The following is a 23,203-nucleotide window of genomic DNA, read 5'->3' as shown; positions in this document are numbered from 1 at the left end:
GCCGCCCGCGAGAGCTTCGCCCGCGGATCCGCAGCCGCCGTGGTGTCCTGCCGCCACACCCGCCCGCAGCTCTCGCAGCGGTAGCGGCGCACCCGGACCAGCAGCGTCGTCGGCCGCCACCCGAACGGTTCGTGCGCCAGCCGCCGAGACACCGTGCCCCGCGGCGTGCCCTCGGCCCCGCACTGTCTGCAGAACGCGTCGTCATCGCGCGCGACCACGCGGCACTCGAGCACCGCCCGGTCAGGCTCCAGATGCTGCCCGACCACGACGAGACCGAGCTCGTCCAGGCGGCAGAACGTCGTCAGGTCAGGTGTGCAGAAGGTAGCGTCGTCCACGTCGAGGTCTTCCGGATGGGCAGAGTGAGAACTCCCATCCTGGGGGACCTCGACCCGTCCCCGGCCAGATCAGCCAGCCAGCGCTACACCCTCATCTGCGTTGAGCCGGTAAACCACGTCCAGGCGCAGCCTAGGTCGACATCCCGCGGAGCACATCTCGACGAATTCCCCGGAACGCACGACGACCCGTCCGCATGTCTAGATGCGGACGGGTCGTCAAGGAGCGGAACGGTTCAGCCGATCAACGACTGCAGCGGCTCCAGCAAGAAGTAGACGAGGAACATCGCTGCGGCCGCCCACATGAGCCAGTGGATCTTACGGACCTTGCCCATCGCCAGCTTGATGACGACGAACGCGATGAATCCTGCGCCGATACCGTCGGCGATCGAGTAGGTGAACGGCATGACCACGATCGTGAGGAACGCCGGGATCGCGATCTCCACGTTCTTCCAGGAGATCGACGCCACCTGCATCATCATCAGGTAGCCCACGAACACGAGCGCCGGCGCCGCCGCCTCGTACGGGACCAGGCCGACCAGCGGCGACAGGAACGTCCCCGCCAGGAACGCCACGCCGGTCACCACGGACGCCAGGCCGGTCCGGGCGCCGTCGCCCACGCCCGACGTCGACTCGACGTACGCCGTGTTGGACGAGACCGAGCCCGCGCCGCCCGCGACGGCCGCCAGGGAGTCGACCACCAGGATCGCGCGGGTCTTCGGCGGGTTGCCCTTCCCGTCAAGAAGGTTCGCCTCCGAACCTACGGCGACCATCGTGCCCATCGTGTCGAAGAAGTCAGCGATGAGCAGCGAGAAGACCAGCAGGGCCACCGTGACGAGCGCGATCGACTCGAACGAGCCGAGCAGCGAGAACTGCCCGAGGAGGCCGAAGTCCGGGACGGTCGCCACGCCGTTGTACGTGGGAGCGTTGAGGTTGAAGCCGTTCGGGTTCGAGCCGTCCGGCTGCTTCGCGCCGATGTTCAGCGTGTTCTCGAGGATGACGGCGAGCACGGTCGCGCTGACGATCGCGATGAGCATCGCACCGCGCACCTTGCGGACGAACAGGACGATGACCAGGAGCAGGCCGACGGCGAACACGAGGATCGGCCAGGTACCGAGGTTGCCCAGCGCGAGCGGCGTGCCCTCGCCCGGCACCACGAAGCCCGCGTTGACGAAGCCGATCAACGCGATGAACAGGCCGATACCCACGCTGATGGCCGTCTTCAGCTCGAGCGGCACCGCGTTGAACACGGCCTCTCGGAAGCCGGTGAGCACCAAGATCAGGATGATCACGCCCTCGATGACCACCAGCCCCATCGCGTCGGCCCACGTGACGTCCGGCAGGGTCGCGATCGAGTAGGCGACCACGGCGTTCAGCCCCAGGCCTGCAGCCAGGGCGAGCGGGAAGTTCGCGAACGCGCCCATCGCGATCGTCACGACCCCGGCGACCAGCGCCGTGGCTGCCGCGACCATCTCCAAATTCGGAGCGTCTCCCCCACCGAGGAACGCCCCCGTGCCGTCCGGGACGGTGCCGATGATCAGCGGGTTCAGCACGATGATGTAGCTCATCGCGAAGAACGTCACGAGGCCGCCACGGACCTCCCTGCCGACGGTCGAGCCACGCTCGGTGATCTTGAAGAACCGGTCGATCGCGCTGGACCCCTGTGCGGGCGCGCTGGTCTGGTTGGCCATGGGCACCTATGGTGCCAGAAGTGTGAAGGTTCTCGGGAGGGCGGGGCCGTCACCGGTAGTCGTTGCGGTCCAGCGAAGCCTCGTAGCAGGCACGGTCGAGGTTCGTGTTCCAGATCCTCCGCGGCGACGTGAGACGCAAATTGCCGAACGTCCTGGCACCCTCGGCGCGTGCATCGCGGTTGAACCACGCCACGGTCTCGATGCGGGCGTACCGCTCGGCATCCTGAGCATGCAGGTCGTGGACCTCGTCGAGGACCGGAACCAAGTCCGTGTCGCGAGACGAGCTCGACCATCGCCCCGCCGCGGCGCCACTCGATGGCTTGATCCATGCACCGGCGATGCTGTTCCCAGTCGTGATCAACGTGCGGGAGTCCTCGGAAGACCGACACCCGTGCCAGTTCCGCGTGCGGATAGCCCTCCCGCTGCCGAGCGTTGCGCTCAGCCAGTGCGCGCTTCGCGAACCGCACTGGATCGACCAAGGAATCATGAGCCTCGCCATCCGGGTCGAAGACGTCCCGCGCCGTCAGATGGACGTTCTGGTAGTCGATCACGAACGACGCGCGCAGCACTGCGCCTCCTTGGAACGAAAAAGTCCCCGCCAATCCGGAGACGACGGGGAGCAACACTGCAAGTGTTGCCCACCGGCGCTCGCGGTGTCAACCGCTCGCGAACAGCTCAGACAGCGAGTGCTCGGGTAGCGAAGCTCAGGCCTTCGACGCCAGACCGGCCTTGATCTGCGTGGTGGAGATCTCCGGCGTCCGCTCGAGGTACACGACCTCGCAGAGCTCCTTGAGCTCGTCGAACTTGCCCGTCCAGTCGTCGCCGATGACGAACGTGTCCACGTGGTACAGCTTGATGTCCTCGGACTTCTGCTCCCACGTGTTCTCCGGGACCACCAGGTCCACGTGACGGATCGCCTCGAGCATGCGGCGCCGCTCCTCGAACGAGAAGTACGACTTCTTGCCCTTGCCCTCGTTGAACTCGTCGGTGGACAGCGCCACGATCAGGTAGTCACCCAGCGCCCGAGCGCGGCGGAGCAGCTCGATGTGCCCGTAGTGCAGCAGGTCGTAGGTGCCGTAGGTGATGACTCGCTTCATGCCCTCGTCCCTCGTCGTAACCGTCACACGGCGTTCGCCAGTCGTTCATCCTACGCCGCGGGGTGCCGGGCCCGGAGCGCCTCGCCGACGTACGATCGACCCGTGCCGACCGTCATGTCCCTGCTGCTCCATCCGGAGCGCCGACGCCCCACGCCGCCGCCGGAGCGCGTCGACCTGCGGCGCGTCATCCTGCTGGGGATCATCGTCTGGTCGGTCGTGCTCGTCGCCATGAGCGTCCTCGCCCTGGCCGGCCAGCCGACCGGGCCGGCCGTGGCGGTCTGTCTCGCCGGTATCGCCCTCGGCGGAGTGGGGCTGCTCTGGGCTCGCCGGCACCGCGACGACCCTGTGGACTGACGCCCCCGCTACCCCCAGGCGGTCGTCGCCCAGAGCGCCACGGCCCGTTCCGGCTCGGCGAGCACGGCGGCGAGCAGCACGGTGCGGTCCGGGCGCCCGAGGACGTCGGCGATCCCCGCGGCGAGCCCCGCCGGGGAGGTCGCGTGCACTCGCCCGGTCGCGTCGACCCACCACGGCACGGGCCGGCCGGCCACGGAGAGCCGCTCGTGCTCGAACCACGTGGCCGGCATGCGGTGGTCGAGCACCGCCAGGCGCGGGTCGAGCTCACGCTCTGTACCCGGCATGTCCGGCGCGGGCAGACCGTCCTCCCCCGCCAACGGCAGGTCGAGCAGGTCGGCCAGCGCCTCGGCGTCGGCGGCCGGCGCAGGCAGGACCGCCCCGAGCGCCGCCCAGCGCGCCGTCCCGGCCACCTCGACGTCGTCGGCCCGTTGTACGACGACGTCGCTCGCGTCCAGCGCGGGCAGCCGGTCCGGCAGGGGGTCCAGGGCGGACGACCGGTCGGACGGGTCGAGCCGTGCCGAGAGCCGTGCCAGTCCCCGCCACACCACGAGGGCGTCGCGCAGCGGCAGGTTCGCGCCCACGGCGGGCAGCCGGTCCAGCGCGGCGGGCCAGTCCGCGGCGTCGAGGTCGGTGAGCGCCTCCACGCCACCGAGCGCCCGCCGCGTCGCGACGTCGAGCCCCGCCAGGTCGCGGGGCGCCGTCGGCAGGAGGGGGACGCCGTCGTGCAGCGCGAAGGGCGCCCCGAAGCGTTCCCGCAACCACCACGCGGTGTACGACGGCGCGGCGGCGCGGCCCGTGCGCACCGGTGCCAGGAGCGCGTGGCGGGCGTCGGGGTCGGAGGAGAGCCGGGACAGGACGCTCGGCCAGGCTTCGTCACCGACGGCGTCGAGGTCGGCGACAGCTACCAGGTCGCCCACGGCCACGCCCGCGCCGAACCGGCCGGCCAGCATGCGCAGGTAGTCCGACCAGCCGGCGAGCCATCCGGACGGGTCGTTCGGGTCCTGGTCGGCGTCGCTGCCCGCACCTTCGAGGTCCGATCCGTCCGGCTCTGGGGTCACGGCGTCCTGCACCGTGTAGACGGCGGGTTCCGTCCGCGCGCCCGCGGCGGCGAGGACCGGGGCGCTGTACCGGGCGACGAACTCGGGCGCGATGGGCGCCAGGCCCGTGAACAGCTCGGCCGCCCACGTGCCCGGCAGCACGGTCTCGCGCAGCGCCACCGTCTCGCCGTCGGCCGTCGGCACGGGCAGCTCGCCGGTCCAGAACGGCACGTCGGTGCCGCCCGCCAGCCGCACGAGGGCGAGCGCATGGCTCACCAGCTCCAGCGCGCCGTCGTCGCTGCCGCCGTCGAGGACGGCCTCGGCCGCGGCGAGGGAGACGTCCCGCACCTCCGGGTCGTGGAGCAACCGGCGCGGGTCGGTCGCGACAGCCCCCGCGCGCAGCAGCAGCGGGTGCGCGGCGTCCGGGTGCACCACGCGCAGGCCGAGGGCTCGCGCCGTCGCCGCGAGGGAGGCCTCGTCTCCGTCGTCCGCGGACTCGGGCAGGACGACGGCGCCCCGGACGCCGGCGACGCGGCCGTCGGCGAGCGGGATGCGCGCCCCGGCGAGTGCCTCGAGGACCCCCGGCTCCGCGGCGTGCGGTTCGAGGGCGGTCAGCAGGGAGTGCCAGCGCGCGGCGGGCAGCCCGGCAGGCAGGTCGTCGACGAGGTCGGCGAGCGACGCGACCGTGGCGCCCAGCGACCGCACCACCGCCTGATGGGCGGCGGGCACGGCGACGAGGCCGGGCAGCACGGGAGCCAAGGCCGTCACGAGCTCCGGGTCCTCGCCGGGTGTGCCCGTGACCACGACGGCGTCCACCGGCGCGACGCCGCCGTCCAGGACGGGAGTGGTGCGCAGGGCGTCGACAGCCGCGGAACGGATCGCGGCGTCCAGCTCGGAGGCGGGCAGCCCGGTGGGGACCAGGCCGAGCACGTCGGTCTCTCCGGTACGGGCGACGTCACCCAGCAGGGCCGCGTACTCCCGGCCGGCGGCCACGGCGAGCCGCTCGGTGGCGGCGCAGGGCAGCACGTGGCGCCGGCTCGCGTCCACGGGAAACGTGGCCAGCAGCACCGCCGGGAGGTCCAGGCCCACGTCCGTGGGGGTGGGCGCGTGCAGGACGCGACGCCGCGACGCCTCCGGGGCTCCGCCGTCGGGCACCAGAGCCCAGGTGAGCGACCAGTCGAGGCGCCGGTGCTCGCGCGGCAGGTCCGCGACGTCGACCTCCGCGAACCGCCCCGTCGCCGTCCGTTGTGGGCGCGATCTCTGGCCCGATATGTTCCGTTCGTTCCCGTTCGCCACCCCAGAATTCGCGCCCACAACGGTCAGGGTGACGGAGTCGAGGGCGGGGAACGCGAGCAGCAGGACGTCGTCCACCTCGTCGAGCTGGGCACGCACCGACGCCAGCGACGCGTCGTCGCGCAGCGTCACCTCCACGACCGTGTCGTGCTCCGCGTCGGCGGGCAACCCGGCCGCCTCCACCGGCAGGCGCAGCACCGGCAGGTCGTCCCCGCGGTCCGCGACGTCCGCCGAGAGCCGGTCCGAGCCCGGGCGGCCGTCCGCCAGCACCTTGTCGAGGACCTCGCGCGTGGCCGCCGTCGAGAAGCGCACCCCGCCGGACCGCGACCGCACCGTGACGTCGTCCGACACCGCGCGCACCGCGGCGAAACCTACGCCGAAGCGGCCCACCTGGCCTGGTCCCGCTTTCGCCGAGGCACGCAGGGAGGCGAGCGACGCCACCCCGTCGGCGTCCAGGGCAGCACCCGTGTTGGCCACCACGAGGCGGCGGGCGGCGGGATCGAGGCGGACGAGGGCGTGGCCCCGCACACCGGCACGAGCGGCGGCGTCGGCCGCGTTCTGCAGCAGCTCGACGACGACACGGTCGCGGTAGTGGCCGCGGGCGTGGTCCTCCTCCGAGTTCGCGTCCTCACGGAAGCGGGTGGCGGACCCGAGCCACGCCTCCGCGACCGCGTGCCGCAGCGCGGCGGTCCCGAAGACGTCTTCCGTCACGCGATCCCAGCACCTTTCGGCTCCTCGGTGCCGCCCGACGACGGCTCCGGTGTCGCGGCACCGGCACCTGGCAGCTCGACCCGCTCGATCGACGACTCGTCGATCATCGGGGCCGGTGCCGGCCAGTCGCTCGGGCGGCTGCTCACGTCGGTCTCCGAGTGCGCCCCGCAGCCGTGGTCCAGCGAGACCACCTTGCCGTCGTCCGGCGACCACTCGTTGGCGCACACCCCGAAGAGCTGGCCCAGGGGACCCTGCAGCGGCACAAGGAACGCGCAGGACGTGCACTCCTTCGCCGCGGCGACAGCACCCGGCGCCGTCGGGCCGCGCGAACCGCGGTACCAGCGCTCCGCCGCCTCGTCCCGGCCCTGCGGGGAGAGCACCCGCTGGCGGGCCAGGGCGAGCTCGTCGATCGCGACCTCGTCCAGCTCCGCGTCGCCCGTGGGCGTCCAGCCGGGCTCCAGCCGCGGGTCGTCCGGCCGGAACGGGAGCGTGTCCCCCGGCCGCACGTCACCCGGTCGCAGCCGTTCCGACCACGGCACCCACTCCGGGGCGAGGATCGCCTCGTCCCCCGGCAGCAGCTCCACCTCGCACACCGTGGCGTTGCGGCCGCGCGGCACGCGGGCCAGCGTCACCGTCCAGTGCCAGCCGCGGTAGCCCTTCATGCCGGCCGCGAACCGGTGCGACATGAGCCGCTCACCCTCGGCGTGGGTACCGAGGTGCTCACCGACGTCGTCCGGTGAGGAGGCGACGTCCAGCGCCGCGGCGCGTGCCTGTTCGACCGCGCCCAGCAGGACGGCGTCGTTCTTGGCCCGCGAGCTCACGCGGCGTGCCCTCACGGGCGCGTCGGCGTTTGCCATGATCGTCTCGCTCTCAGGAATCGAGGTTGTCGGCGACGGCACGGAGCATCGTGGCGACGCGCTTGCCGGCCTCGCCCTCCGGATACTTGCCGCGCTTGAGCTGGTCGCCCGTGCGGTCGAGCACCCGGATGAGGTCCTCCACGATGCCCGCCAGCTCTGACGGCGGCCGGCGCTTGGCCCGGACCACCGACGGCTGCGGGTCCAGCAGCTTCACCGACAGGGCGGAAGGGCCGCGTCGCCCGTCCGCCACGCCGAAGTCCACCCGGGCGCCGGGCTTCGGGCTCTGCGCGTCCTCGGGCAGCGCGGAGGCGTGCAGGAACACCTCACCGCCGTCGTCGTTGGCGATGAAGCCGAATCCACGCTCCGCGTCGTACCACTTGACCTTGCCGGTTGGCACCTGGACCTCTTCGTGCTCGTCGTTCTTCACAGCTGTTCGGCCAGAGGGGCCGAGGCAGTGTCCCAGGGTACCGGGAAGTTGGGCGCCGGCTCGTCGCAGGACCTCTCGACAACCTCAGTAGGCGCCCTGGGCGGCCAGCACCACCTTGGCCGTGCGGGCCAGGATCAGCAGGTCACCGAACGGGGTCCAGTTCTCCGCGTAGTAGACGTCCAGGCGGACGGCCTCCTCCCACGGCAGGTCCGAACGACCTCCCACCTGCCACAGCCCGGTGATCCCGGGCTTGACGAGGAGCCGACGGCGCATGCGGGCCTCGTAGCGGCTGACCTCCTGCGGCAGCGGCGGCCGCGGCCCCACGAGGGACATCTGCCCGGCCAGCACGTTGAAGAGCTGTGGCAGCTCGTCCAGGGAGTAGCGGCGCAGCATCCTGCCGGCACGGGTGACGCGCGGGTCGTCGTGGCGCTTGAAGAGCACGCCTGTGCCGTCGTGCTCCGAGCCGAGGACGGCCTCCTCCTGGTCCGCCCCGACGCGCATCGTGCGGAACTTCAGCATCGGGAACGTCTGCCCGCCGCGGCCGACCCGGAGCTGGCTGTAGAACACCGGCCCCCGGCTCGTCGTCGCGACGACCAGCGCCACGGTCACGAGCACCGGCAGCACCACGAGCGTGATGAGGGCCGCGCCGATCCAGTCCATGATCGTCTTGGCCACGTACTTGGGGCCCGCGAACCGCGGCGCGTCGACGTGCAGCAGCGAGACGGACTGCTCGGGGGTCACGGTGATGCGCGGGCCGGCGACGTCGGCCAGCTCGGCCATGAGCATGAGGTCGACACCCACCGGCTCGAGCTCCCACCCGAGGCGGCGCACGGCCTCCGCCGTCATCCGGTCGGAGCCCGCCACGGCGACGCAGTCCGCGCCCACCTGGGCCGCGATCGTCGCCGACCCGTCGAGGTCGGCCAGCACCGGGACGCCGAGCACCTCCTCGCCCGTGCGCGCCTCGGTCGTCGGGGTGCACACCCCGACGACCCGGTACCCCGAGGGCCGTTCGTTGAGCTCGCGGATGAGGCGCTCGGTCTGGTCGCGCAGCCCGACGGCGAGGACCGACGTCGTCGACTCCCCCCGGGCGCGGCGACGGCGCAGCCAGCCGCGCCACTGCCAGCGGCCCACCAGCAGGAACACCAGCCCGAGCGGGAACGCGACGAGCAGGTAGGTGCGCAGGCCCGGCCAGGAGAGGACGAAGGCGCCCAGCGCGAGGACGGCGAAGAGGCGCAGGGTCGCGTCGAAGATCCGCTCGAACTCCTGCGGGCCCGAGGCGAAGAGGCGGACGTCGTAGCCACGGCTCAGCGCGATCGACACCGGCCACACCGCCGTGACGACCACGATGAAGACGATCTGGTCCGCGCGGAGGCCGTGCGCGGGCGGCCAGGTGCCGTCGAGGTTGTTGCCCATGACCGCCAGGAACGTCGCCATCGCCACCAGCACGGCGTCGGTCAGCATCAGCCGACGGCGGTACGCCGTCTGCCAGCTCCCGGCGCGGAACGCTGCACGGACCTCCCGGAGGCGCGCGGCGCGCACCCCGGCGAGCGCTCGGCGCGTTCGCTGCTGGACGTCGGTGATGGACACGGTGGGTTCTCCTCGAGACGACGCTTTCTGTCATGACTCTAGGAGCGGAGAACCGATTCGATGTGCTTTTCCGGAGCCCTTTCACCCCGTCTTTCACCCACTGTTCCCGGGGCAGCGTTTTCCCCTGTCACACGCAGTTTCACCCGGGTGAGAACGCGTGCTAGAGGCCGATGCCGAGGTCCGCGGCCAGTCGCAGGGCGACGACGTCGAACCACGCCTCGGGGTCGCTCACCGTGTTGACCAGGTGACCGAACATCTCGAAGGAGACCGTTCCCAGCACGGTGGTCCAGGCCATGAGGGTGCGCACGACCAGCTCGGGCGGCGCGTCCGTGATCAGGCCGCGCGCCGCGAGGAAGTCCCGCGCACCGGCCACGAGGTCCGTCAGGTCAGCCTGCGCCGTCGGGCTGAGCGGCGGGACGGTGCCGCCGTCGTGCGCGTCGGCCACGACCTTGACGAGGACCAGGACGAGGCGCGTCGCCGGGTCGATCGTGTCGGGCGGGGCGGCGTACCCGGGCACCGGGGTGCCGTAGAGCAGCCGGAACTCGCCGGGGTGCGCCACCGACCACGTGCGCACGGCGCGGCACGCGACGAGCCACCGCGTGGTGACGTCGGAGCGCTCGGCGACGGCGGCCTCCGCGTCCTCGACGGCGGCACCGAGCTCGTCGTAGCACTCGACGATGAGCGCGGTCAGCAGGGCGTCCCGGTTCTCGACGTACCGGTAGACCGCGGAGGAGACCATGCCGACGTCGCGGGCGACGGCGCGCAGCGACAGGGCCGCGGGGCCGTCGGCCGCGAGGCGGGCGCGGGCGGCCGCGAGGATCTCCTGGGTGATGGTCTCGCGGGCGAGCGCCCTGGCCGTGCGCGGCGTGCTGGTCACGTCTCGCATCCTCGCACGGATCGGTGCTCACTACCGAGAGCGCCGCTCTTGCCAAGTCCGTGGCGCCGGAGGCATACTCGAAACGAGAGCACCGTTCACAACAAGGAGCACTGATCATGGATCGTCATCTCGTCGTCGGTGCCGGGCCTGTGGGCCGCCAGGTCGCCGCCCTGCTCGCCGGTCGCGGCTCGCACGTCACCGTTGCCACCCGTTCCGGGCGCAGCACCGGGGTCGACGGCGTGGAGCACCTCACGCTCGACGCCGCCGACCCCGACGCGCTGACCCGCGCCACCAAGCACGCCGCCGTCCTCTACAACTGCACCAACCCCACCGACTACACCCGGTGGGAGACCGTGTGGCCGCCCCTCGCCGCGTCGCTGCAGACCGCCGCCGAGCGCACCGGCGCCGTCTACGCCATCACCGGCACCCTCTACCCGTACGGCCCCGTCGACGGCCCCATGACCGAGGGCCTCCCCGACGCCGCCACCGACCACAAGGGCCGCCTGCGCACCCGGCTGTGGGCCGACGCGCGCGCCGCGCACGACGCCGGCCGGCTGCGCGCCGTCGAGGTGCGCGGATCCGACTACATGGGCCCCGGCGTCGGGCAGAACGGCCACGTCTCGCGCGTGGTCCCGGCCGCCCTGCGCGGCCGCCGCGCCATGATGATGGGCCGCACCGACCTGCCGCACACCTTCACCGACGTGCGCGACGTCGCACGCACCCTCGTCGCGGCCGCCGACGACGCCGACGCCCACGGGCGCATCTGGCACGTACCCAGCAACCCGCCCGTCACCCAGGCACAGGCGCTGACCGACGTCCTCGCGACCGTCGGCCGGCCGGCCGTGCCCGTCTCGTCGCTGCGCGGCCCCGCCTGGACCGTCGCCGCCGCCTTCTCGCCCCTGCTGCGCGAGCTGCGCCAGCTCCGCTACCAGTGGGAGGCGCCGTACCTCCTCGACTCCCGGGCGGCGCAGGAGCGGTTCGGCATCGCCCCGACACCGTGGGACGAGGTCTGCCGCGCGACCGCCCGGCCCTGACGCGACGGCCCTGACCGGACCGTCCTGACCGTGCCCTGGCCGCCCTGACGACCCGGGTCGCGAGACGTCCAGGGACCCGGCGTAGCATCGTGCAGATGGTCGGCAGCTTCACCGAATGGGTGCGCAACCGCTCCGACGACGAGCTCCTCGAGCTGCTCGCCGCGCGGCCCGATCTCGGCACCCCCGCCCCTTCCACGCTCCGCTCGCTCGCCGCCCGCGCCGCGAGCCGGACGAGCCTCGACCGCGCCCTGAGCCACCTCGACGCGGGCACGCTGCAGGTCCTCGAGTCGCTGCTCGCGCTGTCCGAAGGCACCCCGGTCCGGCCCGACCAGGTCGCGGCCGCGATCGGCGCGCCCGAGGCGGGTACCGCCGTCGGGCACGTGCTGGACGGTGCCCGCACCGCCGCGCTGGTCTGGGACGACGAGGACGGCGTGCTGCCCACGCCCGGGCTGGAGGACGTGCTCGGCCCCTACCCCGCCGGGCTCGGGCCCGCGCGCGAGGACCGACGGCCCGCACCGGCAGACCTCCCGCCGGGCGCCCAGCCGATCCTGGACGCGCTCGCCTGGGGGCCGCCCGTCGGCGTCGTACCCCCGGCGGGCACCGGTCCGCGCCGCGCCGTCGACGCCCTGGTGGAGGCGGGTCTGCTCCTCCGCACCGACGCGCGGCACGTGGTGCTCCCCCGCGACGTCGGGCTGTCGCTGCGCGGCGGGCGCACGCACCGCATCCCCGACCTGGACCCGCCCCGCCCCGACGGCCACGGCGTGCCGACCGCAGGAGCGAACGCCGAGGCCGCGACGGCCGCCCTGGAGATCGTGCGACAGGTCGCCCGGCTCATCACCTCCTGGGAGGACGCCCCGCCGTCCGTGCTGCGCGCCGGCGGGCTCGGCGTGCGCGACCTGCGCCGCACCGCCCTGCTGCTGGACACCGACGAGCCCACGGCGGCGTTCGTCGTGGAGCTGGCCGCGAGCGCCGGGCTCGTGGGAGACGACGGCGAGGCGCCGGCGTCGTTCGTGCCGACGGTCCGGGCGGACGCCTGGGAGGAGGCCGACGACGCCGACCGGTGGGCGGAGCTCGTGACGGCCTGGACGGGGTCGCGGCGCACGCCGTGGCAGGTGGGCTCGCGCGACGAGAAGGGCACGCTGCGTGCGCCGCTGTCCCCCGACCTGCACCGGCCGTGGGTGGCTCGCCTGCGTGCGGCGGTGCTCGACGTGCTGGCCGCCCAGCCGGGCACGGCGCTCGGGCCCGAGGAGGTGATGACGGTGCTGCGGTGGCGCTCTCCGCGGGCGGTGCCCGCCGAGGCGGCGCTGGCCGGGCTGCTGCGCGAGGCGGCGCTGCTCGGCGTGACGGGGGCGGGTGCCCTGTCGTCGCCCGGTCACGTCGTCGCGAGCGGTGCCGAGGACGGCGGCCCGGCTCTCCTGGCCGAGGCGTTGCGCCGCGCGCTGCCCGCCGAGGTCGACGAGGTCCTGCTCCAGGGCGACCTCACCGGCATCGTGCCCGGGCGTCCCTCCCTCGCCCTCTCGCGGCTGCTGGACCAGTCGGCCGACTACGAGTCCCGCGGGGCGGCCACCACCGTGCGCTTCTCGACCGGGTCGGTCACGCGCGCGCTGGACCACGGCCGCAGCGGCGAGGACCTCCTGGCCGAGCTCGCCGGGCGCTCCCCCGTGCCCGTCCCGCAACCCCTCGAGTACCTGGTCAAGGACACCGCCCGGCGGCACGAGGCGGTCCGGGTCGGCTCCGCCACCTCGTACGTGCGCGCCGCCGACCCGGCCGCGCTGGCCGGCCTGGCCGAGGACGGCCGGCTCGCCTCCTTGGGGCTGGTGCGGCTGGCACCCACGGTCCTGGCGTCGTCCGCGCCCGCCGCCGAGCTGCACGAGACGCTGCGCCGGTACGGCCTGCTCTCCGGCCTGGAGGGTCCGGACGGTCGGCCGCTCGGCCCCGTGCGTCGCACGGTGCGGCTCGACCGCGCGGCGTGGTCCCGGCGCCCCTCGGCCCCCGTCCGGGACACCTCCGCGGACGCCCGCGCCGCCGTCGTCGCGCGCCTGCGCCGGGCACCGGGCAGCGAGGGGGCGCCTCCCGGCCCGGTGGCACCCGTCCCCGTGCCCGACGGCGGCACCCCGGTCCCGGTGGGCGCCGCGGACGGCGGCGGACCGCCCGTGGTGGGTGCCGCCGTCGGGCACGGTGCCGGGCGCGATGCTGGGCGGGATGCCGGGGGCGGGACGAGCGAACCGGGCGACTCCCTGGCCCTGCTGCACGACGCGCTGCGTGAGGGCCGCACCGTGCGGGTCGAGATGGTGGGCGGGTCGGGCACGCTCGTGCGGCGCGAGCTCAAGCCGATCCGGCTCGACGGCGGACGCCTGCGGGCGCTGGACCCGCTGCGCGAGGCGGAGCTGACGGTGGCGGTGCACCGCATCGCGTCGGTCGAACCGATCGACTGACGCCGAGGTGGTAACGCTCACCCCGAGGTAGTAGTGACCTGTCCGACACCACACACTGAGGGGCGGAACACCCACGGACCGCCCGGCGTTGGCACCCTGGACACCCCCACCGGAAGGACCCGCATGCCCGACGGCCCCCTCATCGTCCAGAGCGACAAGTCGATCCTGCTGGAGGTCGACCACCCGCAGTCCGGCGACGCACGCCGCGCCATCGCGCCGTTCGCCGAGCTGGAGCGCGCCCCGGAGCACGTGCACACCTACCGGCTGACCAACCTCGGCCTCTGGAACGCGCGCGCCGCCGGGCACGACGCCGAGCAGGTCGTCGACACGCTGATGACGTACTCGCGCTACCCCGTGCCGCACGCGCTGCTCGTCGACGTCGCCGAGACGATGGGCCGCTACGGCCGCCTCACCCTGGCCTCGCACCCCGTGCACGGGCTGGTGCTGGAGTCCACCGACGCCGCCGTGCTCGCCGAGGTGCTCAAGTCCAAGCGCAGCTCCGGGCTCGTGGGCGAGCGGATCGACGACACGACGGTCGCGGTGCACCCCTCCCAGCGCGGCAACCTCAAGCAGGCGCTGGTCAAGCTCGGCTGGCCGGCCGAGGACCTCGCCGGGTACGTCGACGGCGAGAAGCACGCCATCACGCTGTCGCCGACGACGACACCCGTCTACCCGGGCGAGGACGCCGCCACGTGGGAGCCGCGGCCGTACCAGGCGCAGGCCGTCGACGGGTTCTGGCACGGCGGCTCCGGCGTCGTCGTGCTGCCCTGCGGCGCCGGCAAGACGATCGTCGGTGCGGGCGCGATGGCGAAGTCCGGCACCACCACGCTGATCCTGGTGACCAACACCGTCAGCGCACGGCAGTGGCGCGACGAGCTGATCCGCCGCACGTCGCTGACCGAGGACGAGATCGGCGAGTACTCGGGTGCGCGCAAGGAGGTCAAGCCCGTCACGATCGCGACGTACCAGGTACTGACGACCAAGCGGAAGGGCGTGTACACGCACCTCGAGCTGCTCGACGCCCGCGACTGGGGCCTCGTCGTGTACGACGAGGTGCACCTGCTGCCCGCGCCCATCTTCCGCATGACGGCGGAGCTGCAGGCACGCCGTCGGCTCGGCCTCACCGCCACCCTGGTGCGCGAGGACGGTCGGGAGGACGAGGTGTTCTCCCTCATCGGGCCCAAGCGGTACGACGCCCCGTGGAAGGACATCGAGCAGCAGGGCTACATCGCCCCGGCCGACTGCGTCGAGGTGCGCCTGACCCTGCCCGAGCACGAGCGGATGGTCTACGCCACGGCCGAACCGGAGGACAAGTACCGCCTCGCGGCGTGCGCCCCGGGGAAGAACCGCGTGGTGGAGCGGCTCGTCGCACAGCACCCGGACGACCAGGTGCTCATCATCGGTCAGTACATCGACCAGCTCGAGGAGCTGGCCGGGCACCTGGACGCGCCGTTGATCACCGGCGCGACGACGGTCCGCGAGCGCCAGAAGCTGTTCGGCGCGTTCCGGTCCGGCGAGATCTCCCGGCTGGTGGTGTCGAAGGTCGCCAACTTCTCGATCGACCTGCCCGAGGCGTCCGTGGCGATCCAGGTCTCGGGGTCGTTCGGGTCCCGGCAGGAGGAGGCGCAGCGCCTCGGACGGGTGATGCGGCCCAAGCAGGACGGCCGGACGGCGCACTTCTACGCCGTCGTCGCCCGCGACACCGTGGACCAGGACTTCGCGGCGCACCGTCAGCGGTTCCTGGCGGAGCAGGGCTACGCCTACCGCATCGTCGACGCCGAGGAGCTGGACGGAGTGAAGTAGAGGGTGGGGGCCGAGGAACGAGGTACCCGCCCGGCACGGAACGCAGTCCGGCTCCGCGAAGATACCGAGGAGCTGGACGGAGTGAAGTAGAGGGTGGGGGCCGAGGAACGAGGTACCCGCCCGGCACGGAACGCAGTCCGGCTCCGCGAAGATACCGAGGAGCTGGACGGAGTGAAGTAGAGGGTGGGGGCCGAGGAACGAGGTACCCGCCCGGCACGGAACGCAGTCCGGCTCCGCGAAGATACCGAGGAGCTGGACGGAGTGAAGTAGAGGGTGGGGGCCGAGGTGCGGGCAGCGCGCATCGGCCGCACGGTGATCGGGTGACCAGATTCGGATACACCCTGATGACCGAGCAGTCCGGTCCGCGGAGCCTCGTCGACTACGCGGTCCGGGCTGAGGACGCCGGCTTCGAGTTCGAGGTGATGAGCGACCACTACTTCCCGTGGCTCGACTCCCAGGGCCACTCGCCGTACGCGTGGAGCCTGCTGGGCGCCGTCTCGCAGGTGACGCAGCGGGTCGGGCTCATGTCGTACGTGACGTGCCCGACGCTGCGCTACCACCCCGCCGTCGTCGCCCAGAAGGCTGCGACGGTGGGGCTGCTGTCGCAGGGCCGCTTCACGCTGGGCCTGGGGGCGGGCGAGAACCTCAACGAGCACGTCGTGGGCGCCGGCTGGCCTGCCGTGGACGAGCGGCACGAGATGCTCGGTGAGGCGGTCCAGATCATCGCGGCGCTGTTCGAGGGCAACCTGCTGAGCTTTCGCGGCGACCACTTCCAGGTGGACTCGGCGCGGTTGTGGGACCTGCCGGACGAGCCCGTGGAGATCGGCGTCGCCGTCTCCGGGGAGCAGTCGGTGGACAACTTCGCGACGCTGGCGGACCACCTGATCTCCACCGAGCCGAAGCCGGGCATGCTGCAGCAGTGGGATGCCGCGCGCACGGACGCCGACCTGCCGGCGTCCCGCAAGATCGCGCAGATGCCGATCTCGTGGGACCTGGACACCGACGCCGCGGTGGAGCGGGCCCACGACCAGTTCCGCTGGTTCGGCCTCGGCTGGCCGGTGAACGCCAACCTGCCCACCACGGAGGCGTTCGACCACGCCAGCGCGTTCGTGCGGCCGGAGGACGTCGCGGAGTCGATCCCCTGCGGGCCGGACCTGGACGCGATCGTCGAGGCGGCGTCCGCCTTCTGGGAGGCCGGGTACACCGACCTGGCGCTGCACCAGATCGGCGACGCCAAGCAGGAGGAGTTCCTCGACACGGCGGCCGGGCCGTTGCTGGAGAAGCTCCGCGCGGCCGCGCCTACGACGGACTGACTGCCGAGCGTCAGGGCGCGGTGACGGCCTTGCCCTGACGCACGGAGCTGATCTGCGCCATGCGTTCCTCGCCCCAGTCGCCGAGCGGACGCAGCGCGCGTTCCAGCGCGGCGCCGTCGTCGGTGAGGCTGTAGACGACCTTGGGCGGCACCTGGTCGTGCGCGTCGCGGCGCACGACGCCGTCGCGCTCGAGCTCGCGGAGCTGCTGGGCGGCGGCGACTCCTGGTCGCGCGTCGTGGACGTGCTGCGCGGGACGGTCCGCACATCCGCGGCATAGCCCCGCGGCGGTGCGCCCGGCCGACGGCGGCGAACGTCACCCGCCCCGCGATTGCGCCGTGCCCCCGCGCGCGGAACGATGCAGACCGTGATCCCGTCTACCCAGGCCACACGCCGACGAGTGGCACTCGCCCCTCGGACGCTGCTGCTCGCGGTCGCGCTGCCGGTGCTGCTCGCCCTCACCGCCCCCGCCGCGCACGCCGAGTCGCCCCTGCGGGAGCTGGACGGCGACGTGACGGACGTGGCGGGCGTGCTCAGCGAGGACGACGTCACCGAGGTCCAGGGGGCCCTGGACTCGCTCGCCCGGGAGAGCCCCTACCAGCTCTTCGTCGTCTACGTGGAGACCTTCGACGGCGTCGACGGGCGGGGGTGGGCGGACGCGACGGCCACCAACGCGCAGCTCGGCCCCGACGACCTGCTCCTCGCCGTCGCCACCGAGGACCGCCTGTACGGGCTGAGCTGGGACAACAACATCGACCTCTCGGAAGAGCAGCTCGACGCGATCCGCGACGCCACCGTCGACGAGCTCCGCGACGACGACTGGGCCGGCGCCACGGTCGCCGCCGTCGACACCACCCTGGCGGTCACCGGCTCCGGTGGCGCCGCGACCACCGGCAGCGCGGACGACGGCGGCTCCTCCGGCGGGTTCTCGGTGCCCGGGCCGCTGCTGGTCGGCGGGATCGCCGTCGTCGCCGCCGGGGGCGTCTACCTGTGGTCCCGCTCGCGGCGGGACACCGACCTGACGCGCCGAGGTGCCGCAGCGGCCGCCGCGCGCACCGGGGCCGGCGGACCCGACCCCGACCCGCTCGCCAACCTCACCACCGAGGAGCTCGCACAACGGGCCGGCAGCGCCCTGGTCTCCGTCGACGACGCGATCAAGACCTCCGAGCAGGAGCTCGGCTTCGCGCAGGCCGAGTTCGGGATCGAGGCGACGCGCGAGTTCACCGCTGCCCTCGAGCAGGCCCGCGCGGACGTCGCCGAGGCGTTCCGGCTGCGCCAGGGCCTCGAGGAGAGCGTGCCGGCCGGCGGCTCGCTGGGCGACGCGCCGCCGTCGGACGCCGCCCGGCAGCGCGCCGTGCTCGCCGACGTCGTCCGGCGCTGCCAGGCCGCGGCCGCCACCCTGGACGCCCAGGCCGACTCGTTCGACGACCTGCGCCGGTTGCAGTCGCGGGCGCCGCAGGTGCTCGACGAGACCGAGCAGCGTGCCGGTGAGATCGAGGGGCGGATCGAGGTCGCCCGCAGCACGCTCGCCGGGCTCACCGCCACCTACCCCGCCTCGGCGCTGGCCTCCGTGCGCGACAACCCGGACCAGGCGGCCGCCCTCGTCGCCAACGCCCGCGAGGCCGTCGCCGCGGGCCGGACCGCCGTCCAGAAGCGCAAGAAGGCCGTCGCGGTCGCGGACGCGCGGGCCGCGCAGAACGCCCTCGGCCAGGCGGTGACGCTCCTCGACGCCGTGGCGAGCGCGGGCGACGACCTCGCCTCCGCCGCGACGAACCTCGACAAGGGCATCGCCTCGATCACGCAGGACATCGTCGACGCCGAGCGTCTCGCGTCCGGCGACCCGGCCGTGCAGGGCGCCGCCGCCGAGGCCCGGTCCGCCGCCGAGCAGGCCCGCAGCGCCCGCGAGGGCGGCGACCCGCTGGCCGCGCTCGCCCGGCTCACCTCCGCGGAGGCCGCGCTCGACACCGCTCTCGCCCCGGCCCGGCAGCAGGCCGAGTCCGACGCCCGCGCCAAGGCGCTGCTGCGCGACGTCCTCGGCCGGGTCGAGTCCCAGCTCCGCGCCACGCAGAGCTATGTGACCACCCGTCGCGGCGCCGTCGGGCCGGACGCCCGCACCCGGCTGGCCGAGGCCGAGCGCCTCGCCGCCGAGGCCCGCACGTTGCAGGCCACCGACCAGCACGCGGCGCTCGCTGCGGCGCAGCAGGCCGAACGGTACGTCCAGCAGGCGACCCAGATGGCGCAGACCGACACCTCCGGCTGGGACATGCGGCACGGCGGACCGGGCGGGTTCGCCGGTTCCGGTCGCAGCGCCCCGAACATGGGCGGCATGATCCTCGGAGGGATCGTCCTCGACTCCGTCCTGCGCGGTTCGGGCCGCGGCCGACGGCGGGGCGGACGCTACGGAGGCGGGTTCGGCGGAGGATTCGGTGGCGGCTTCGGAGGGCCGCGCGGCGGTTCCCGTGGCGGGTTCGGCGGAGGATTCGGTGGGGGCGGCGGCCGGGGCGGCGCCGGTGGCCGCTTCTGACGTCGAGCCTCCGGGAACCTCGGAGCCCCCGCCGTCGTCCTAGTCATCAACATCAACATCCGGGCAGCACGGACCAGAAGGGCACGTCATGACGCAGAAGCAGAGCATCCTCGGGCGCATCAGCCAGCTCGCGAAGGCAAACATCAACGCGATGCTGGACCGTGCCGAGGACCCGGCCAAGATGATCGACCAGCTCATCCGCGACTACACGAACAACATCGCGGAGGCCGAGCAGGCGATCGCCCAGACGATCGGCAACCTGCGGCTCGCCGAGCAGGACTACCACGAGGACGTGCAGTCCGTGCAGGAGTGGGGCGCCAAGGCGCTGGCCGCCTCCCGCAAGGCCGACGAGCGGCGCAGCGCGGGCGACACCGCGAACGCCGACAAGTTCGACCAGCTCGCCAAGGTGGCGCTGCGCAAGCAGCTCGACGCCGAGAACGAGGTCAAGTCGGCCCAGCCGATGATCGAGCAGCAGCAGGTCACGGTCGAGAAGCTGAAGACCGGTCTCGCCCAGATGAAGGACCGGCTCGTGGAGCTGAAGTCCAAGCGCGACCAGCTCGTCGCCCGCCAGAAGGCCGCCGTGGCGCAGCAGACCGTGCAGGGCGCGATCAGCTCGATCAACATCATGGACCCGACCAGCGAGCTCTCGCGGTTCGAGGAGGCGGTGCGTCGCGAGGAGGCGCAGGCCATGGGCCAGGCGGAGATCGCGGCGTCGTCGCTGGAGTCGCAGTTCTCCGAGCTGGAGGGGTCGATGGAGGACCTCGAGCTGGAGGCGCGCCTCGCAGCCCTGAAGTCGGGCACCCCGCAGAACCAGATCGAGTCCTGACCTCCCACTCCCCGCCCCCCCCCCCGCCTGGGGGTGGGGGGCCCCCCCCGGGGGGGGGGGGGGGGGGGCGGGGGGGGGGGGGGCCCCCCCACCGCGCGTGGGGGGAAGCCGATCAGGCGACCGCGGGTGCGGCACGACGCCCGACGGCGGCACGCATCTGCTCGAGGAACGCCCCGGCGAGCAGGCCCGCGGTGCGTGCCAGACCGTCGTCGTGCGCGGTGACGTCGGCGTGGACGGCGGCGGTGTCGACGTCGACCTCACCGAGGGCCCAGCGCACGGCCAGGGACGGGCTCGCCTCCGGGTGGAACTGCACGCCGAGCGCGGAGCCCCAGCGGAACGCCTGGTAGGGGTACGTGTCGGACCACCCGAGCCACTGCGCTCCGGCGGGCAGCTCGATGATCGCGTCGGAGTGCATGGAGACCGCAGGCGTCACGCAGCCGGGCGCCTCGACGTCGTCGGCGCACGTCGCCCCGGCGGCACGGACGAGCGGCGCGAGGACCGGGTCCTCCAGCGCCTGGGCACGCCAGTGCACGTCGACGACGCCGGCCTCCCGCCCGGGCGGGGCGGCCACCTGCACCGCTCCCCCGCCGGCGACGGCGAGGAGCTGGGCACCCAGGCAGATGCCGAGCGTGGGCAGCCCGTCGACGGCCGCGCGCGCCAGCAGGTCGCGCACCGCGGGCAGCCAGGGCGCTGCGGCGTCGTCGTAGGCGTGCATCCGCCCGCCCAGGACGATCAGGCCGTCGCCGCACTCCTCGAGCGACGGCACGGGATCTCCGGCGAAGAGCCGCACGACGCGGGCAGCCGGGAACGTCCGGACGAACCGGTCGAGCGGCACGTCGGAGCCGTGCTGCAGAACGGTCACCTGCGGGTGGTCGGAGCTGGAGAAGTCGGGCACGGCCGCTGAGATTACTCCGACCCGCCGCTGCGGTCCATGCCCGTCCACCGCGGCGCCGCCGTCCCGCGTACCCTGGGCGCATGGTCTCCCCCTTCTCCGCGCCGACCGCATCGCCTGCGCCGGCACCGACCCCGGCGTCGCCGAACGAGCCGACCCGCACCACGTACCTCCTGGTCGACGGCGAGAACATCGACGCCACGCTCGGCATGAACGTGCTGAACCGCCGCCCCAACCCCGAGGAGCGGCCGCGCTGGGACCGGATCACCAAGTTCGCGAGCAAGGTGTGGGGCTCCGACGTCGTCCCGCTGTTCTTCCTCAACGCGACCAGCGGCCAGATGCCGATGTCGTTCGTCCAGGCGCTGCTCGCGATGGGCTACCGGCCCATCCCGCTGGCGGCGAAGGGCGACGAGAAGGTCGTCGACCTCGGTATCCAGCGCACCCTCGAGGCGATCGCGGGGCGCGACGGCGACGTCCTGCTCGCCAGCCACGACGGCGACTTCCTGCCGCAGGTCGAGCGTCTCCTGGCCGACGACGGCCGGCGGGTCGGGCTGCTGGCCTTCCGCGAGTTCGTCAACGGCCAGCTCACCTCGCTGACCGAGGACGGGCTCGAGATCTTCGACCTGGAGGGCGACGTCGACGCCTTCACCAGCCCGCTGCCGCGCGTCCGGATCATCCCGATCGACGAGTTCGACCCGCTGCGCTACCTCTGACGCGCGGCACCACCTCCGACGTTCAGGGGGCGGGCGCCGACCGGCGCTCGCCCGGGACGTCGGCGATGCGCTGCGCGACCGAGATGCCCACGAGGCAGACCGCGAGGAACAGCCCGACCAGCACGAGCCCGACCCAGCTGAAGCCCGTCAGGACGACGACCAGGACGGCCACGGCCACCACCACGACCCTGAGGGCGTCGGCGTGCCCGGCGACCCGGCGCGAGATCCCGGCGGCCTCGCCGTCCGTGGCGCGCAACCACGGCCAGCGGTCCCCGGCCCGACGCAGCCAGGCCGGTCGGCCGAGCAGCACGGCGACGACTGCGCCCACGGCGGCGACGATCCCGATCAGCCAGAAGATCTCGTGCAGGTCGGCCGCGACGGCGTCGAACAGCACCGTCGCGACCCGCTCCCCGTCGGTCGTCCGCGCGGCGTCCACCACGAGGTCGCGCAGCCGTGCCACCAGCGCGGCGGCGATCATCAGGCCCGCCACGACGCCGATCCCGAGCTGGACGGTGACCCGGCGCCGGGCCGGGGCGACCGCCACGGTCACGACGACGAGCAGCACGGTCAGCGCCACCAGGACCCAGACGGCACGGTCCACCGTGGTGACGGTGCCCTGGACCAGGTCGAAGGTCTCCCGGTCGAGGAGCGCCACCTGGCCGAACCCGTCAGGAAGCCGGGTGCCGAGCGCCGCTCCGAGCTGCGCCCGGGCGTCGGGTGCCCGCTCCACGAGGGCGTCGGGCAGCGTGACCCCGGGCAGCATGTCGCCGACGCTCCCGAGGGCCTCCCGCAGCGCCTCCGCGATCAGCGGCGTCGTGTCCAGCACGACGGCGTCGTCGGTCAGGTACACGTCCGGGTGGTCCGCGCCGTCGGCCCGGGCGACGCCGATGGCCGCCCGGTGCGCCCGCTCGACGAGCTGCGGCAGCCGATCGTGGAACGCCTCGGAGTCGACGAGCCGGTGGACCAGCGTCTCCACGCGCTCCTCGAACCGGTCGGCCACCACGGGTGCGAGCGTGGCGAGGGTGAGTCGGTCGACGCGCGTGCTCAACGCCTCGAGCAGCGGGCCGGGCTCGGCGTCCAGCTGCTCGACCAGCGCGAGCGCCATCATCTCGTCGAGCTCGGTGAGCCGCGTGGCGGCGCGGGCGTCGAGGTCGAGGGCCAGCAGCGTCTGCTCGGTCACGTGGTCCGCGAGCGCGTCGTAGAACGCCGGGTCGTCCAGCACCGGCGTGACGGCGTCCATGAAGTCGTCGGTGTCGAGCACCGTGCGGTGCGCCCACACCGCCACGGTCGAGGCGACGACCAGGAGCGTGGTCACGACGACCAGTACCGCCGCGACCCATCGGCGCACGACGCGGCCGCCCGGACGGGCAGGCAGGATCGCGACAGCAGTCACACCCGCATCC

20 protein-coding genes are annotated in these 23,203 nt (G+C 73.6%); 8 read left to right on the top strand and 12 right to left on the bottom strand.

Going from position 1 to position 23,203, the window contains the following annotated elements:
- The 4 genes from ACH5HR_RS13050 to tagD all read right to left on the bottom strand — a co-directional run.
- The coding region (locus ACH5HR_RS13050) for a transposase family protein (protein WP_416478231.1) at window positions 1-335 on the bottom strand (335 nt) is incomplete at its 3' end.
- 233 nt (window positions 336-568) lie between these two features.
- Complete coding sequence (locus tag ACH5HR_RS13045; RefSeq protein ID WP_416478229.1) at window positions 569-2,023, bottom strand: NCS2 family permease; 1,455 nt, start codon at window positions 2,021-2,023, stop codon at window positions 569-571.
- A gap of 49 nt (window positions 2,024-2,072) precedes the next feature.
- The gene (locus ACH5HR_RS13040; RefSeq protein ID WP_416478228.1) at window positions 2,073-2,384 is read right to left on the bottom strand and encodes a hypothetical protein; all 312 of its coding nucleotides are present in this window, start codon (window positions 2,382-2,384) and stop codon (window positions 2,073-2,075) included.
- Between the two features lie 343 nt (window positions 2,385-2,727).
- A complete protein-coding gene (gene tagD, locus ACH5HR_RS13035) occupies window positions 2,728-3,120 on the bottom strand; it encodes a glycerol-3-phosphate cytidylyltransferase (protein WP_402374262.1) in 393 nt (130 codons plus the stop codon).
- Between the two features lie 102 nt (window positions 3,121-3,222).
- Here tagD and ACH5HR_RS13030 point away from each other — a divergent pair, with 102 nt between their 5' ends.
- A complete protein-coding gene (locus ACH5HR_RS13030) occupies window positions 3,223-3,474 on the top strand; it encodes a DUF2530 domain-containing protein (protein ID WP_416478226.1) in 252 nt (83 codons plus the stop codon).
- Window positions 3,475-3,482: 8 nt separating this feature from the next.
- Here the strand turns inward: ACH5HR_RS13030 and ACH5HR_RS13025 are convergent, their stop codons facing one another.
- The 5 genes from ACH5HR_RS13025 to ACH5HR_RS13005 all read right to left on the bottom strand — a co-directional run bounded on the left by ACH5HR_RS13025 (window position 3,483) and on the right by ACH5HR_RS13005 (window position 10,263).
- Complete coding sequence (locus ACH5HR_RS13025; RefSeq protein ID WP_416478225.1) at window positions 3,483-6,515, bottom strand: sacsin N-terminal ATP-binding-like domain-containing protein; 3,033 nt, start codon at window positions 6,513-6,515, stop codon at window positions 3,483-3,485.
- Window positions 6,512-7,372, bottom strand: a complete 861-nt coding sequence (locus tag ACH5HR_RS13020) for a DUF3027 domain-containing protein (RefSeq protein ID WP_416478224.1) — start codon at window positions 7,370-7,372, stop codon at window positions 6,512-6,514. Before ACH5HR_RS13020 ends, ACH5HR_RS13025 begins: the two co-directional genes overlap by 4 nt.
- 13 nt (window positions 7,373-7,385) lie before the next feature.
- A complete protein-coding gene (locus tag ACH5HR_RS13015; RefSeq protein ID WP_402374254.1) occupies window positions 7,386-7,769 on the bottom strand; it encodes a cold-shock protein in 384 nt (127 codons plus the stop codon).
- A gap of 114 nt (window positions 7,770-7,883) precedes the next feature.
- Window positions 7,884-9,386, bottom strand: coding sequence for a sugar transferase (locus tag ACH5HR_RS13010; protein ID WP_416478223.1), 1,503 nt, complete (start codon window positions 9,384-9,386; stop codon window positions 7,884-7,886).
- A 160-nt stretch (window positions 9,387-9,546) separates the two neighbouring features.
- Window positions 9,547-10,263: a TetR-like C-terminal domain-containing protein gene (locus tag ACH5HR_RS13005; RefSeq protein ID WP_416478222.1), complete on the bottom strand. Its 717-nt coding sequence runs from the start codon at window positions 10,261-10,263 to the stop codon at window positions 9,547-9,549.
- Window positions 10,264-10,379: 116 nt separating this feature from the next.
- Between ACH5HR_RS13005 and ACH5HR_RS13000 the strand changes: the two genes are divergently transcribed.
- The 4 genes from ACH5HR_RS13000 (at window position 10,380) to ACH5HR_RS12985 (ending at window position 16,848) form a co-directional block, all read left to right on the top strand.
- On the top strand, window positions 10,380-11,297 hold the full coding sequence (locus tag ACH5HR_RS13000; protein WP_416478221.1) for an NAD-dependent epimerase/dehydratase family protein: 918 nt from the start codon (window positions 10,380-10,382) through the stop codon (window positions 11,295-11,297).
- A gap of 95 nt (window positions 11,298-11,392) precedes the next feature.
- A complete protein-coding gene (locus tag ACH5HR_RS12995; protein ID WP_416478220.1) occupies window positions 11,393-13,732 on the top strand; it encodes a helicase-associated domain-containing protein in 2,340 nt (779 codons plus the stop codon).
- A gap of 123 nt (window positions 13,733-13,855) precedes the next feature.
- The gene (locus ACH5HR_RS12990) at window positions 13,856-15,535 is read left to right on the top strand and encodes a DNA repair helicase XPB (RefSeq protein ID WP_416478219.1); all 1,680 of its coding nucleotides are present in this window, start codon (window positions 13,856-13,858) and stop codon (window positions 15,533-15,535) included.
- A 320-nt stretch (window positions 15,536-15,855) separates the two neighbouring features.
- Window positions 15,856-16,848 carry a TIGR03557 family F420-dependent LLM class oxidoreductase gene (locus tag ACH5HR_RS12985; protein WP_416478218.1) on the top strand — a complete coding sequence of 331 codons (993 nt, stop codon included), beginning with the start codon at window positions 15,856-15,858 and terminating at the stop codon, window positions 16,846-16,848.
- A gap of 10 nt (window positions 16,849-16,858) precedes the next feature.
- On the opposite strand, the gene ACH5HR_RS12980 is transcribed toward ACH5HR_RS12985, so the two are convergent.
- Window positions 16,859-16,999, bottom strand: a complete 141-nt coding sequence (locus tag ACH5HR_RS12980) for a winged helix-turn-helix transcriptional regulator (protein ID WP_416478217.1) — start codon at window positions 16,997-16,999, stop codon at window positions 16,859-16,861.
- 246 nt (window positions 17,000-17,245) lie between these two features.
- Here ACH5HR_RS12980 and ACH5HR_RS12975 point away from each other — a divergent pair, with 246 nt between their 5' ends.
- A complete protein-coding gene (locus ACH5HR_RS12975; protein WP_416478216.1) occupies window positions 17,246-19,369 on the top strand; it encodes a TPM domain-containing protein in 2,124 nt (707 codons plus the stop codon).
- A gap of 88 nt (window positions 19,370-19,457) precedes the next feature.
- Window positions 19,458-20,195, top strand: coding sequence for a PspA/IM30 family protein (locus tag ACH5HR_RS12970; protein ID WP_402374238.1), 738 nt, complete (start codon window positions 19,458-19,460; stop codon window positions 20,193-20,195).
- Window positions 20,196-20,307: 112 nt separating this feature from the next.
- On the opposite strand, the gene ACH5HR_RS12965 is transcribed toward ACH5HR_RS12970, so the two are convergent.
- Complete coding sequence (locus ACH5HR_RS12965; protein WP_416478215.1) at window positions 20,308-21,090, bottom strand: type 1 glutamine amidotransferase; 783 nt, start codon at window positions 21,088-21,090, stop codon at window positions 20,308-20,310.
- 80 nt (window positions 21,091-21,170) lie between these two features.
- Here ACH5HR_RS12965 and ACH5HR_RS12960 point away from each other — a divergent pair, with 80 nt between their 5' ends.
- Complete coding sequence (locus ACH5HR_RS12960) at window positions 21,171-21,800, top strand: NYN domain-containing protein (protein ID WP_416478213.1); 630 nt, start codon at window positions 21,171-21,173, stop codon at window positions 21,798-21,800.
- A 22-nt stretch (window positions 21,801-21,822) separates the two neighbouring features.
- Here ACH5HR_RS12960 and ACH5HR_RS12955 read toward each other — a convergent pair whose 3' ends face one another.
- Entirely contained in the window at window positions 21,823-23,193 is a 1,371-nt protein-coding gene (locus ACH5HR_RS12955) for a hypothetical protein (RefSeq protein WP_416478212.1), read from the bottom strand.
- Window positions 23,194-23,203: the final 10 nt, after the last annotated feature.

Origin of the sequence: Isoptericola maris (assembly GCF_048065335.1) — a bacterium.
Lineage (GTDB): Bacteria > Actinomycetota > Actinomycetes > Actinomycetales > Cellulomonadaceae > Isoptericola > Isoptericola rhizosphaerae.
Note: the sequence above shows the minus strand (reverse complement) of the source record. Positions and strands in the feature narration are given on the sequence as shown.

Excerpts from the sequence above, each read along its gene's own strand:
- ACH5HR_RS13045 (WP_416478229.1), bottom strand. The coding sequence starts at position 2,023 with ATGGCCAACCAGACCAGCGCGCCCGCACAGGGGTCCAGCGCGATCGAC.
- tagD (WP_402374262.1), bottom strand. The coding sequence starts at position 3,120 with ATGAAGCGAGTCATCACCTACGGCACCTACGACCTGCTGCACTACGGG.
- ACH5HR_RS12960 (WP_416478213.1), top strand. The coding sequence starts at position 21,171 with ATGGTCTCCCCCTTCTCCGCGCCGACCGCATCGCCTGCGCCGGCACCG.
- ACH5HR_RS12990 (WP_416478219.1), top strand. The coding sequence starts at position 13,856 with ATGCCCGACGGCCCCCTCATCGTCCAGAGCGACAAGTCGATCCTGCTG.
- ACH5HR_RS12970 (WP_402374238.1), top strand. The coding sequence starts at position 19,458 with ATGACGCAGAAGCAGAGCATCCTCGGGCGCATCAGCCAGCTCGCGAAG.
- ACH5HR_RS13000 (WP_416478221.1), top strand. The coding sequence starts at position 10,380 with ATGGATCGTCATCTCGTCGTCGGTGCCGGGCCTGTGGGCCGCCAGGTC.
- ACH5HR_RS12995 (WP_416478220.1), top strand. The coding sequence starts at position 11,393 with ATGGTCGGCAGCTTCACCGAATGGGTGCGCAACCGCTCCGACGACGAG.
- ACH5HR_RS13020 (WP_416478224.1), bottom strand. The coding sequence starts at position 7,372 with ATGGCAAACGCCGACGCGCCCGTGAGGGCACGCCGCGTGAGCTCGCGG.